The sequence below is a fragment of the Pseudarthrobacter sp. S6 genome (assembly GCF_050156575.1).
Classification (GTDB): domain Bacteria; phylum Actinomycetota; class Actinomycetes; order Actinomycetales; family Micrococcaceae; genus Arthrobacter.
This window is the reverse complement of sequence record NZ_CP189581.1, coordinates 2,201,823-2,214,345: the sequence shown is the minus strand read 5'-3', so window position 1 is coordinate 2,214,345 and position 12,523 is coordinate 2,201,823. Positions and strand designations below refer to the sequence as shown.

Below are 12,523 nucleotides of genomic sequence, written 5' to 3'. Positions count from 1 at the left end.
GTTCTATGCCGGCCAGGCATGCCGAACGGCCCGCCAGCGCGTGTTTATCAAAAATCCAAGAATCATTCTACCGGTAAAACCAGGGCGGCTCGCGTCCGGTCTTTCCCGGCCACCCGCCCCGGAACCTAACAGGTCCGTCAGCAGGCAAGATCCAGTACATCGCGCGCCCGCTGAAGCGCCACCGCGGACGAGTAAATCTGTGCGGCATCAGCCGATTGCGCGACCCGAAGATCCAGGGCACGGGAAAAGGCCTCCACCGCGGCGGACGTGTGTCCGGCGGCGTACTGGGTCTTGCCCAGGTGTTGCAGGACCACGGCTTCACGGTCAGTTCCGTGGAACTCAGCGAGCAGCTGGCGGAACAGGTCAAGGGCGCGGTCCGTGCGGTGAGTGACGCGCAGCACGTCGGCTTCGAATGTGCGAAGACGAAAGGACTCGGGGTCTTTGAAGCGGGCCTCCGCAAGCAGCTCGGCCGCCTCCGCAGCATGTCCCTCCACGATCAGGACGAAGATGTGGTCCGACGGGTCCGTGGACGCCGCCAGGGCCTCGCGGCAGGCATCCTCGTTGACGATCTCCGGCAGCAGGGACTCCGGACTGATCCTGACTCCGGGGAAGCCAGCCTCGGGCCAGTCGCTGGTGCCCGCCACGTCGCCCTGCATCAGGACGCGATTTCCTGGTAGGCCGCGAAGAGCAGGGATGTGTCCGGGACATCCAGGATGCCCGGTTTGGCGATCCCGTCCAGAACCACAAAGCGCAGGAGGTCCCCGCGTGATTTCTTGTCCAGCCGCATGCCGTCCAGCAGTCCCTGCCAGCGGTCGCGCCGGTACGTCACGGGGAGGCCCAGGGTTTCCAGGATGCTGCGGTGGCGGTCGGCGTCGGCGTCGCTGAGCCGGCCGACGCTGCGGGCAAGTTCAGCGGCGAACATCATGCCCACCGATACAGCCGCGCCGTGGCGCCAGGAGTACCGCTCCACGAGTTCAATGGCATGGGCCAGGGTGTGGCCGTAGTTCAGGATTTCGCGCAGCCCCGATTCCTTGAGATCTTCCGAGACGACTTTGGCCTTGACCGCGATGGCGCGTTCAATGAGTTCCCGCAGGGTGTCCGAGCCGGGATCGGTGGCCGCCGCAGGGTCCTTTTCGATCAGGTCAAGGATGGCCGGATCTGCGATGAAGCCGCATTTAATAACTTCAGCCATGCCCGAAATGATTTCGTTCCTGGGCAACGTGTTCAGCGTGTCCAGGTCCACCAGCACGCCGGCCGGCGGGTGGAAGGAGCCCACGAGGTTCTTGCCTTCTGCGGTGTTGATGCCGGTCTTGCCACCCACGGAAGCATCCACCATACCCAGCAGGCTGGTGGGCATGTGGATGACCTTGACGCCGCGGAGCCAGGTAGCCGCCACAAAACCGGCCAAGTCGGTAACGGCCCCGCCGCCCACTGCCACGATGGCGTCGGAACGCGTGAAGTCGTTTTGGCCCAGGACCTGCCAACAGAAAGCAGCAACCTGGATGTGCTTGCCCTCCTCGGCGTCCGGGATTTCCGCCGTCAGCGAGGTGAAACCAGCTGCAGCGAGTTCGTCGCGGACAGTGTCACCCGTGAGCCGCAGCGCACGGGGATGGATGACCAGCACACGCCGGACCCGCTCCCCCAGCAACGCCGGAAGGTTCCCCAGCAGACCGCGGCCAACTACGACGTCGTAATTCTGCCCGGCGGATTCGCCGGTGACCTTGATGACTGTTGAATCAACGCTCAATTTTCAACTTCCTGTTTGGCGGCCGCGTAGTCACGCAGTGCAACTTCGAGCCGGTGTCCCAGCTCGCTGACCGAGCCATGGCGGACATCCACCACGAGGTCGGCCAGCCGTTCGTAAACGGGTTTCCTGGTAAGAAAGAGTGCGGACCATCGGGCCATGGCATCGCCGGCGAGCAGCGGCCGGCCCGAGTTCCGGGCCACGCGGACGGCTACGGTTTCCTCATCACATTCGAGGTACACCACAGTGCAGCGGCCCAGAAGCTGCTGCGTGCCGGAATCCAGCACTGCACCGCCGCCCAGGGAAATCACGGTGGCTGAGCCTTCTGCATGTTCCACCGCGCCGGCCACGGTCCGGGCCTCAATCTCCCGGAATGCGTGCTCGCCGCGGCCTGCAAAAATGGAGGCGATACTGCCATGGGCGTCCACGATCAGATCGTCCGTATCGACAAACGGCACGTCCAGCAGCCTGGCCAGCTCGTGGCCGATTGCGGACTTTCCCACCGCCATGGGTCCGATGAGGATAATCGGCCGGTTGCCAGGCACACCGGCCTTACGGCTCCCGGGCACTAGTGGCCGATCGAGTCCAGGGATGCCGGAATGTTGTCCAGGTAACCCTTGATATTGCGGGCGGTCTCCGCCACGGAGTCACCGCCAAACTTTTCGGTGACGGCTTCGGCCAGGACCAGCGCCACCATCGCCTCAGCTACAACACCTGCGGCTGGCACGGCACAGACGTCCGAGCGCTGGTGGTGCGCCTTTGCAGGCTCGCCCGTGCTGACGTCGACCGTGCGCAGGGCGCGGGGCACCGTGGCGATGGGCTTCATTGCTGCACGCACGCGCAGGACGTCGCCGATGCTCATGCCGCCTTCAATGCCACCTGCCCGGTTGCTGGTACGGATAATCTTGCCGTCCGCGTCCTTGACGATTTCGTCGTGGGCTGCGGAGCCGCGGCGCGCAGCTGTCAGAAACCCGTCGCCGACTTCCACGCCCTTGATGGCCTGGATGCCCATCAGGGCGGCGGCGAGCCGGGAGTCCAGCCTGCGGTCCCAGTGGACGTAGCTGCCCAGCCCCGGCGGGAGCCCATAAGCGAGGACTTCCACCACACCGCCCAGGGTTTCGCCTTCTTTGTGGGCGGCGTCAACCTCGGCAACCATGGCGTCAGAGGTCTCGCGGTCAAAGCAGCGCAAGGGATCCGCGTCGAGCGCAATCACGTTGGCCGGAACGGGCAGCGGGCGGCCCTCCGGTACGGTCACGCTGGCAATGGAGACTGTGTGGCTGACCAGTTCGATGCCGAGCGCTTTGAGGAACTGGGACGCCACGGTGCCCATGGCGACCCGTGTGGCGGTCTCCCGGGCGCTGGCGCGTTCCAGAACGGGCCTGGCCTCGGTGAACCCGTACTTCTGCATCCCGGTGAAGTCTGCGTGGCCCGGCCTGGGCCGGGTCAGCGGAGCGTTGCGGGCCTGGTCCGCCAAGACTTCCGGATCCACCGGATCGGCAGCCATGATCTGCTCCCACTTAGGCCATTCGGTGTTGGCGACCTGGACGGCCACCGGACCGCCCTGGGTCAGGCCGTGGCGGACGCCGCCGAGAATGGTCACGACGTCCTGCTCGAACTTCATCCGTGCGCCCCGGCCGTAACCAAGGCGGCGGCGTGCCAATGAATCGGCGATCTGCCCGCTGGTGAGTTCAACACCGGCGGGGACGCCTTCAATAATTCCCATCAGGGCCGGACCATGGGATTCACCGGCAGTCAACCAACGCAACATAATTTCCATCCTGCCACGTATGGCGGTCAGAACGCCCGTCGGGGAAGGCCGACTGCGTCACACATCACATCTATGACAGCTGCATTCACGTCATCACCGCGGCCGGTGAACAGGCGTACCTGTTCCACCGCCTGGTACATCAACATCTCGAGTCCGGGCACCACCGCGCCGCCGCCGGACTGCCACGCCGACGCAATCTCGCTGGGCCACGGATCATAGGCCACGTCCAGGAGAACCCCGGGTGTTCCCGTTCCCAAGGCGGCGATTTCCGCCGCCAGCCCGTCCGCTGCGCGCGGCGGGAGAGTGGAAATTACGACGTCGGCACTTGCGGTCGGAACGGCGGCTTCGGTCAGCGGCCGGACGACGATGGAAAGGCCTACTCCGGCCGCGGCGGCGCGTGCTTCCCCTGCCCGGGAGGTATCCCGGACGAACACCTGGGCGTGCTGCGTCCCCAGATCCTTCAGCGCGGCCACTGCGGCTGCGGCCGTTCCCCCTCCGCCCAGGACCACGGCGGCGGGGCTGGCCGCCACTCCGGCGTTCAGGACAGCGTTGACGATACCGGCGACGTCGGTGTTGTAACCGATACGCCTGACGGAGCCGAGGTCTTCCTCGAAGGCAACGGTGTTGACCACGCCCAGGGTCCGTGCCACGCCGCGGACTTCGTCCACTTCGGCAACCATGCCCGATTTCAGGGGCATGGTGACTGAGAGCCCCCGCCAGCCCTGCTGCGTCCTGACCTGTTCCATAAAGGCGGGCAGCGCCTGCTCGGTCAGGTCCAGGGCCGTGTAGCCGATGTCCATCCCGAGTTTGCCGTAGGCCGCAAGATGCAGGGCCGGGGACTTGGAGTGGCCGATCGGATGGCCCAGGACGGCGGCCCGGAGACTCATGCGCAGCGGCCCACGTTGGCCGTACACCAGGTGTTGTATTGCTCAACGTAGCGGTTGTGTTCGTCGAGCGTCTTGGAGAACTTTGTCTCCTTCGTGTCCAGGTTGATGGTTACCCAGTACAGGTAGTCGTTGGTTTTGGGCCTTGCCGCTGCATCGATGGCGGTTTTGCCCGGGGAGCCGATGGGGCCCGGCGGCAGGCCCGGGTTGGCGTATGTGTTGTAGAGGTTGGATTTGTCCTTGCGCTCTTCATCGGTGAAATTGAAGCTCTTGGTGCCCAGCCCGTACGTCACAGCCGAATCCACCTGCAGAAATCCGGAGGTCTGGTCATTCGGTTTGAGGCGGTTGTAGATGGCCCCGGCAACGTCGCCGTACTCAGCCTGTCCGCCTTCGGCCTGGACAATGCTCGCCACGATCACGGCTTCATACTGCTTCGCCGGATCGGTGATGCCCTGTGCCACAATTTCATCCGTGGTTACTTTGACCAGCGACTGGAGGATGTCCTTGGCCGGAGTGCCAAGCGGGAAGCGGTACTCCCCCGGTGCGAGGTAACCCTCAAGGTTTTTGGCGTTGGCCGGGAGCCCAAACTGTGCGGGAGCGTTGCTGAGCTCCTTCAGTTGCTGCAGCGACACACCGGAGCCCTCGGAGATGGCCTGAAGCGATTCGCCGACCCTGAGACCAGCACTCAAGGCGAAGTAGATGACCTTGCTCTTGTCGGTGCCGAGCAGGACGCTGACGGCGTCGGAGTTCTTCATTTCCATCTTGAATTTGTAGTCCCCAGGCGACAGCGTTCCGCCGGAAGAAGCAAATGCCTGCAGGAAAGTGTCAGCGTTGGCTACGACTTTCCCGCTTTCCAGTTTGGTGGCCACGGAGCGCGTACCTTCACCTGGCTGGACCGAAACCATGACTTCGCCCGTGCCTGGGCCGGGGTAACCTGCCGCTTTGTCGTTTCCCAGCAGGGGCTTCAGGAACTGCGCGCCCACGGCGATCGCTGCCACGAACACCACAAGAGTCAGGAACAGTGCCAGGAGGCGGCGGCGGCGCCGCACCTTCTTGGAGGGCTTCGCCACTACGGAACCCGCGGCTGCGCCGGCGAACAGGCCGGAGCCGGCATAGTGATCATCTGGATAGTGGTCATCGACATGGTGATCATCAAGGTGGCCTGCATCGTGGTGTTCTTCGTCCGGGTAGTGGTGTCCGGCGTCATGGAGCGCTTCGTCGGGGTAGTGGTGCCCGGCGTCGTGCGCTTCGTAAAGGTGTTGGTCTTCGGGGTGGTACTCCTGGACCTGGGCGTCATCCGGATGGTGGTCTGCGATCGGCACGGCGTCCTGGATGGACGGCGGCTCATCCGGAGCTGAGGGAATAATCGGCTGCAGCTCAGCATCGGGTGCGTGGACCGGTTCCGGCTGGGGCTCGGGGGCTGGCTCGCGTACGGAGGCAGGCTCAGGAGCGGGTGCAGCGTCGGGACCGGAAACCGTGGCAGGTGCAGGCGCATCCTGCCCCGTTTCGTAGGCCTGTTCGGGAACCACATCGCTGCTTCCCGTGTGCTTCTCCAGGGCGCGGAGCTCTTTTCGGGTCAGCGGTCTGGCCCCATCGTTGCTCGTGGCGCCTGAGGCGTCGTCGTTATTGGACGGGCTCACTGTAGCCTTCCGTGTTCTGGGATCGGGTCGTGCCTTCAGGGGCCGCATGGTCGGGCTGAACCGCCGAGCCTGCTCCGGATGGCCGAGTACGGGGCGGCGCAGTCACACGGCGGCCAACGTCCGTTCCCCTGGCTTTTTGCATGTCGATGGCGTGCTGGAGGATGCCTGCCGCCGCGACCTGATCCACCACTTTACGGTGGTTCCGGCTGCTCATGCCAGCTTCGTGCAGGTTACGGTGCGCCGTGACACTGCTCAGGCGCTCGTCCACCAGGTTGACGGAAACATCCATTTCGCGGGCAACGAACTCCGCAACCAGCAGTTCGGCGTAGACGGTGGCCATCCTGGCAGAGGCGTGTTCCTCGCCCTTCATGGTGCGTGGCAGCCCCACGAAGACCTGGACGGCGCCGAGCTCTACAGCAAGCGACACGATGACACGCACGTCGGAATTCTTCTTGACGTTGCGGTCCAGGGTCTTGTGGGGAGTGGCGAGGATTTCGTCCGGGTCGCAGATGGCGACACCCACGCGCACGGTGCCGACGTCTACCCCCAGTTTGATGCCCTGGGGATAGACGGCGGCGCCAACGGATTCTGTCACAGTTTCCCTAGCGCCGGGAGATGGCGTCCACAACGGCGGCCAGCGCCGGTGCGATCTTGGCGGCGTCCGTGCCGCCACCCTGGGCAACGTCGTCCTTGCCGCCGCCACCGCCGCCGAGGATTCCGGCCGCGATCCGGACCAGGGCACCGGCCTTCACACCGGCTTCCCGGGCTGCCTCGTTGGTGGCCACAAGAATCATGGGCCGGTCATTGCTGACACCGGCCACTGCCACGGTGGAGGCTCCCGAACCGAGGCGGTTGCGCAGGTCGAGGGCGAGGTTGCGGATGTCGTCTGCCCCGCCGATCTGGCCGGCGTCGTGTGCGATGACCCGGATGCCGGCTGCGTCCCGTGCTGTACCCACGAGGTTTCCGGCCGCCGCGGCGATTTGTTCCTTACGCAGGCGCTCGAGTTCCTTCTCCGTGGCCTTGAGCTTGATCAGCGTGCTGGCGATCCTGTCGGCGAGCTGGCCGGACGGCACTTTGAGCATCTCGGTCAGTTCAGTCACCAGGGCGCGCTCAGCGGCCAGATGGCGGAACGCATCCATGCCCACGAAAGCCTCAACCCGGCGGTTGCCTGAACCGACTGACTGCTCGCCGAGCAACGACAGGCTGCCGATCAGCGACGTGTTTGCCACGTGCGTGCCGCCGCAGAGTTCCCGGGACCACGCGCCGTCGATCTCCACAACACGGACTTCACTGCCGTAGTTTTCGCCGAAGAGCGCCATGGCGCCCAGCGCCTTGGCCTCTGCCAGGCCCATGACCTTGGTCTCCACGCGGAAGTTGTTGCGGATGGCGAGGTTGGAGACTTCCTCTATTTCCGAACGCGCGGCGGTGCTGAGGCCTTCGCCCCAGGCGAAGTCGAAGCGCAGGTAGCCGGCCTTGTTGTAGGAACCGCGCTGGGTTGCTTCGGGGCCGAGGACCTGGTGCAGGGCGGCGTGCACAATGTGCGTACCGGTGTGGGCCTGCTCGGCCGCGTGGCGCCGCTCGCGGTCCACGGCTGCGCGGACCAGGGAGTCGGAGCCGATCTCGCCTTCGCGGACGACTGCCTTGTGGACGCTCAGCCCCTTGATGGGGCGTTGGACGTCCAGGACTTCGACGACGAATCCCTCACCGGTGATGAGGCCGGTGTCAGCCGACTGGCCGCCTGCCTCAGCGTAGAACGGGGTCTCCGCCAGGACGAGTTCAATCTCGTCGCCGGTGGCGGCGTGCCCCACGTTCTGGCCGCGGCTGAGGATGCCCCGGACCCGGGACTCGCCATCCAGCTCCGTGTAACCGGTGAAAACAGTCTCGCCCTGCGCCAGCAACTCCTGGAAGGCGCTGAGATCGGCGTGGCCGCCCTTTTTGCCCTTGGCATCGGCCTGGGCACGGTGGCGCTGCTCGAGCATGAGGCGTCGGAATTCCGGCTCATCGACCTTGAGACCGGCTTCCTCTGCCATCTCCAGCGTGAGGTCGATGGGGAAGCCATAGGTGTCGTGCAGGGCGAAGGCGTCAGCGCCGGACAGCGGCGTGCCGGCGGCCTTGGACTCCGTCACGGCGTCTTCGAGGCGTGCGGTACCTGAAGCGATGGTGCGCAGGAAGGCCCGCTCTTCGGCATAGGCGATCCGGCTGATGCGGTCAAAATCGGTCGCCACGATGGGGTAGACGCCCTTCATGGCATCGCGTGAGGCGGGGAGCAGGTCCGGCAGGCACGCTTTTTCGACGCCGAGCAGGCGCATGGAACGCACGGCGCGGCGGATCAGGCGGCGCAGGACGTAGCCGCGGCCCTCGTTGGACGGGGTCACGCCGTCGGCGATCAGCATCAGGGCCGAACGGATGTGGTCACCCACAACGCGCATGCGGACGTCGTCCGTGTGGTGCGGATCCTCGGGTGTTTCGGCCGAGGTGTACTCCCGGCCGGACAGCTCGGCGGCCCTGTCGATCACAGGCCGGACCTGGTCGGTCTCGTACATGTTCTCGACGCCCTGCAGGATCATCGCAAGGCGCTCCATGCCGAGGCCGGTGTCGATGTTCTTTTTGGGCAGCTCGCCGACGACGTCGAAGTCGTCCTTGGAGCGGACGTTGTCGATCTGGTACTGCATGAACACCAGGTTCCAGATTTCAACGTAGCGGTTTTCGTCGGCGATGGGACCGCCCTCGACGCCGTAGGCAGGGCCCCGGTCGTAGTAGATCTCCGAGCAGGGGCCTGCCGGGCCCGGCTGGCCGGTGTGCCAGTAGTTGTCGGCCTTGCCCATGCGCTGGATGCGCTCGGACGGAACGCCGGTGTGTGTCAGCCACAGCTCCTTGGCTTCGTCGTCCTCTTCGTAAACCGTCACCCACAGCAGTTCCGGCGGAAGGCCGTAGCCGCCGTCGTCCACGCTCTTGGTGAGCAGCTCCCAGGCGTACTTGATCGCGTCTTCCTTGAAGTAATCGCCGAAGGAGAAGTTGCCGCACATCTGGAAGAAGGTGCCGTGGCGGGCGGTTTTGCCCACCTCTTCGATGTCGCCGGTGCGGATGCACTTCTGAACGCTGGCGGCCCGGTCGAAAGGGGCCTCTTCACGGGCAGTCAGGTAAGGGATGAACGGGACCATGCCGGCCACGGTGAACAGGAGGGAGGGGTCGCTGGAGACCAGCGAGGCGGAGGGAACCGCGGTGTGCCCTTTGCTGACAAAAAAGTCCACCCAGCGCTTTGTGATCTCCTGCGACTTCATGAGCTGATTACATACCCTTCTCGGTTCACGCGTGTGCCACGCATGACTTATTGATTCAGACGGCAGTGCCGGCAAGCGGCGGCTGCTGGTTTAATTCTCGCGCGTTTTTCCCGTGCGTTCAGCGGCGGGCTGCATCCCGCGATGGGACGGCCGGGGAGTCGATCCCGAGGGCGGCCCGGAGGTCCGTCTCGCGTTCGTGCATTCCGGCACGCACGGCATCGGCGAAGTCGTACACGCCGTCGGCCAGCCGGCCCACGGCGCGGTTCAGGCCTTCTGGCCCCACGTTGGACTGGGCTTCGCTGATCTTGCGGAAAGCGATGACACCGATAGCCACGCCGATTCCCATCCAGACAAATCGTTTCATTTCAGTTCTCCGGTGGCTTAGCGGCTACGGCGGCCGGGGGCGGGCTTCTTGCGGTTGGCGAGGGCCGAGCGCACGCCGTAGCTGAAAGCCGACACTTTGATCAGCGGTGAACCTACGGTCGCTGCAACGAGTGATGACAGCGCCGAAAGGTTTGCCGAAGCATCCGAAACGTTGGAGGCGATGCCATCCACTTTTTTGAGCTGCTGGTTGGTGGTGGAGACCGTCGCGGTGACTTCGTCCATCAGGGGCGTCGCGCCATCGCTGAGGGACCGGATGGACGTCCGTATTTCTTCCAGCACACTGCCGAGCTTCAGGATGGGTACGGCGAGCAGCAGCACCAGGAGTGCGAACACCCCGGCCGCGATCAAGCCGGCAATATCGCCACCAGACATAGACGTTCAACTCCTTGAAACTGACGTGGATTTTTTACCTCCGCGCACGCTGCCTTGATGCGTTCCGCAGATGTCCCCCAAGTACCTTACATACAAAGAAGCCCGTGGCGCTTGCCACGGGCTTCTTTGGATACGCTGCTGGGATTTAGCGTGCGTAGAATTCGACGACGAGCTGCTCTTCGCAGGTTACGGGAACCTCGGAGCGCTTCGGGCGACGGACCAGGCGGGCCTGCAGGGCGTCAAGCTTGACGTCCAGGTAGGCCGGAACCTGGGGCAGGACGTCGCGGTGTGCGCCGGCTGCTGCAACCTGGAGCGGAACCATGGTTTCGCTGCGGGTGTGCACGTGGACAAGCTGGCCTTCGCTGACGCGGAAGGACGGGCGGTCAACGCGGATGCCGTCAACCATGATGTGGCGGTGCACAACGAGCTGGCGGGCCTGGGCGATGGTGCGGGCGAAGCCGGCACGCAGCACGAGGGCGTCAAGACGCATTTCGAGCAGTTCGATCAGGTTTTCACCGGTCAGGCCCTTGGTGCGGCGGGCTTCTTCGAAGGCGCGGGTCATCTGGGCTTCGCGGATGCCGTACTGGGCGCGCAGACGCTGCTTTTCGCGCAGACGTACGGCGTAGTCGGAGTCCTGCTTCTTGCGGGCACGGCCATGCTCACCGGGGCCGTACGGGCGGCGCTCCATGTACTTGGCGGCCTTGGGGGTCAGAGCAATGCCGAGTGCACGCGAGAGGCGTGCTGTACGGCGAGCACGAGTGTTGTTAGCCACTTGTGTCCTTCCAATATCTGCGGTGTGTCAGTGTTACTGGCCTCCATAATGGAGAGCATCGGCCAACCGCTGCCTTTTGCTACTGGGCACAGGGCTACCCCAACGAAACAGCACAAAATACTGAAGGATGGGGAGATTGCGTCCGCGCCTTGCCAGACAACGAACAATCTTAGCAGGATTCGACTGCAATCCCACACTCCGGCCGCCGCTCCCCGCATGACTCCCGGGGCATCACTGCCCGGGTCCCTCCACGGCCGGCGCCGGTCAGGTGCCGCGGATGATCTTCCGCAGCCGTTCGAGGCGCACGGCAATGTCCCGTTCCGCACCGTTGCCGGTCGGCTCGTAGTAGTCGCGTCCCACCAGGTCATCCGGCGGGTACTGCTGGCTGGCCACCGAATGGGGGGCATCGTGGGCGTACTTGTAGCCGAGCCCGTGGCCCAGCTGCTTGGAGCCCGGGTAGTGCGCATCACGCAGGTGCGCCGGGATCCCGTTGCCCAGGCCGGCACGGACATCCGCGACGGCCTTGTTGATTCCCATATATGCGGCATTGGATTTCGGCGCGGTGGCCAGGTGCACCACGGCCTCGGCCAGGACGATCCGCCCTTCGGGCATGCCGATCAGCTGCACCGCCTGGGCGGCGGCAACGGCCGTCTGCAGCGCCGTGGGGTCCGCCATTCCCACGTCCTCCGCCGCCGAAATCACGATGCGGCGGGCGATGAACCTCGGGTCCTCTCCAGCCTCCAGCATCCTGGCGAGGTAGTGCAGTGCGGCGTCCACGTCGGACCCGCGGACGGATTTGATGAAGGCGCTGGCGACGTCATAGTGCTGGTCCCCGGCGCGGTCATACCGCACGGCGGCCACATCCAGGGCACGTTCGGTGTGCTTGAGCTCGACGGTGACCAGCGAGTCGGCACCTGCGTCGTCCGCATCCCCGAATGCCACTCCCGCCGCGGCTTCTAGTGCCGTCAATGCACGGCGCGCATCGCCGCCGGCGAGCCTGACGAGGTGGGCCAGGGCCTCGGAGCTGAGCTCCACTTTCCCGTTCAGGCCGCGATCGTCGGACACGGCGCGTTGCAGGAGCCCTTCGATGTCCGCCTCCGTCAGTGGTTTCAGGGTGAGCAGGAGGGAACGGGACAGCAGCGGCGAAACCACCGAAAAGGACGGGTTTTCGGTGGTTGCCGCCACGAGCACCACCCAGCGGTTCTCCACGCCGGGCAGCAGGGCATCCTGCTGTGCCTTGTTGAAGCGGTGGATCTCGTCGAGGAAAAGCACCGTGGTGGTTTTGTACAGATCCCGCGCTGTGAGGGCTTCGTCCATGACCCGCCGAACGTCCTTGACGCCCGCCGTGATGGCCGACAACTCCACGAACTTCCGCCCCTTGCCCTTGGCGATCACATGGGCCAGGGTGGTTTTCCCGGTCCCGGGAGGTCCCCAGAGGATCAGGGAGCTGGGGCCTGCGGGGCCCAGGGCGTCGGTGCCGGCCGCCAGTTGCCGCAACGGCGATCCCTGCCCCAGCAGGTGCTGCTGGCCGACCACGTCATCGAGCGTGCGTGGCCGCATCCGGACGGCCAAAGGACTGCGCGGCGCGGCGGTACGGCCGGACGACGGCGGTTCGTCACTGTCGTCGTCGTCATTGCCATGCCCTTGGGCGAAGAGATCATCCACATAGATAGGCTAC

12 protein-coding genes are annotated in these 12,523 nt (G+C 65.1%); all 12 read right to left on the bottom strand.

The features are described 5' to 3' along the window. Positions 1-137: 137 nt before the first annotated feature. Entirely contained in the window at positions 138-656 is a 519-nt protein-coding gene (locus ACQCS0_RS10595; protein WP_354155011.1) for a tetratricopeptide repeat protein, read from the bottom strand. Further along, positions 656-1,747: a 3-dehydroquinate synthase gene (gene aroB, locus ACQCS0_RS10590; protein ID WP_354155010.1), complete on the bottom strand. Its 1,092-nt coding sequence runs from the start codon at positions 1,745-1,747 to the stop codon at positions 656-658. The genes ACQCS0_RS10595 and aroB overlap by 1 nt, the downstream gene beginning before the upstream one ends. Beyond that, positions 1,744-2,253, bottom strand: a complete 510-nt coding sequence (locus tag ACQCS0_RS10585) for a shikimate kinase (protein WP_426940222.1) — start codon at positions 2,251-2,253, stop codon at positions 1,744-1,746. The genes aroB and ACQCS0_RS10585 overlap by 4 nt, the downstream gene beginning before the upstream one ends. A gap of 59 nt (positions 2,254-2,312) precedes the next feature. Further along, on the bottom strand, positions 2,313-3,512 hold the full coding sequence (gene aroC / locus ACQCS0_RS10580; protein ID WP_282330671.1) for a chorismate synthase: 1,200 nt from the start codon (positions 3,510-3,512) through the stop codon (positions 2,313-2,315). 26 nt (positions 3,513-3,538) lie between these two features. Continuing rightward, positions 3,539-4,399 (bottom strand): shikimate dehydrogenase, encoded by an 861-nt coding sequence (locus ACQCS0_RS10575; RefSeq protein WP_354155055.1) that lies wholly within the window; start codon positions 4,397-4,399, stop codon positions 3,539-3,541. Further along, positions 4,396-6,036 carry an endolytic transglycosylase MltG gene (gene mltG, locus ACQCS0_RS10570; protein ID WP_354155009.1) on the bottom strand — a complete coding sequence of 547 codons (1,641 nt, stop codon included), beginning with the start codon at positions 6,034-6,036 and terminating at the stop codon, positions 4,396-4,398. The genes ACQCS0_RS10575 and mltG overlap by 4 nt, the downstream gene beginning before the upstream one ends. After that, complete coding sequence (gene ruvX, locus ACQCS0_RS10565; protein ID WP_354155008.1) at positions 6,020-6,631, bottom strand: Holliday junction resolvase RuvX; 612 nt, start codon at positions 6,629-6,631, stop codon at positions 6,020-6,022. The genes mltG and ruvX overlap by 17 nt, the downstream gene beginning before the upstream one ends. 7 nt (positions 6,632-6,638) lie before the next feature. Then, on the bottom strand, positions 6,639-9,317 hold the full coding sequence (alaS, locus tag ACQCS0_RS10560) for an alanine--tRNA ligase (protein ID WP_354155007.1): 2,679 nt from the start codon (positions 9,315-9,317) through the stop codon (positions 6,639-6,641). Positions 9,318-9,435: 118 nt separating this feature from the next. Next, the gene (locus ACQCS0_RS10555; RefSeq protein ID WP_354155006.1) at positions 9,436-9,681 is read right to left on the bottom strand and encodes a DUF6167 family protein; all 246 of its coding nucleotides are present in this window, start codon (positions 9,679-9,681) and stop codon (positions 9,436-9,438) included. A gap of 17 nt (positions 9,682-9,698) precedes the next feature. Continuing rightward, complete coding sequence (locus ACQCS0_RS10550; protein ID WP_354155005.1) at positions 9,699-10,073, bottom strand: DUF948 domain-containing protein; 375 nt, start codon at positions 10,071-10,073, stop codon at positions 9,699-9,701. A gap of 145 nt (positions 10,074-10,218) precedes the next feature. Continuing rightward, positions 10,219-10,845: a 30S ribosomal protein S4 gene (gene rpsD, locus ACQCS0_RS10545; protein WP_058932352.1), complete on the bottom strand. Its 627-nt coding sequence runs from the start codon at positions 10,843-10,845 to the stop codon at positions 10,219-10,221. 264 nt (positions 10,846-11,109) lie between these two features. Next, entirely contained in the window at positions 11,110-12,510 is a 1,401-nt protein-coding gene (locus ACQCS0_RS10540) for a replication-associated recombination protein A (protein WP_354155004.1), read from the bottom strand. Between the last annotated feature and the right edge of the window lie 13 nt (positions 12,511-12,523).

Excerpts from the sequence above, each read along its gene's own strand:
- ACQCS0_RS10595 (WP_354155011.1), bottom strand. The coding sequence starts at position 656 with ATGCAGGGCGACGTGGCGGGCACCAGCGACTGGCCCGAGGCTGGCTTC.
- ACQCS0_RS10585 (WP_426940222.1), bottom strand. The coding sequence starts at position 2,253 with ATGGCGGTGGGAAAGTCCGCAATCGGCCACGAGCTGGCCAGGCTGCTG.
- aroC (WP_282330671.1), bottom strand. The coding sequence starts at position 3,512 with ATGTTGCGTTGGTTGACTGCCGGTGAATCCCATGGTCCGGCCCTGATG.
- ACQCS0_RS10575 (WP_354155055.1), bottom strand. The coding sequence starts at position 4,399 with ATGAGTCTCCGGGCCGCCGTCCTGGGCCATCCGATCGGCCACTCCAAG.
- alaS (WP_354155007.1), bottom strand. The coding sequence starts at position 9,317 with ATGAAGTCGCAGGAGATCACAAAGCGCTGGGTGGACTTTTTTGTCAGC.
- ACQCS0_RS10555 (WP_354155006.1), bottom strand. The coding sequence starts at position 9,681 with ATGAAACGATTTGTCTGGATGGGAATCGGCGTGGCTATCGGTGTCATC.
- ACQCS0_RS10550 (WP_354155005.1), bottom strand. The coding sequence starts at position 10,073 with ATGTCTGGTGGCGATATTGCCGGCTTGATCGCGGCCGGGGTGTTCGCA.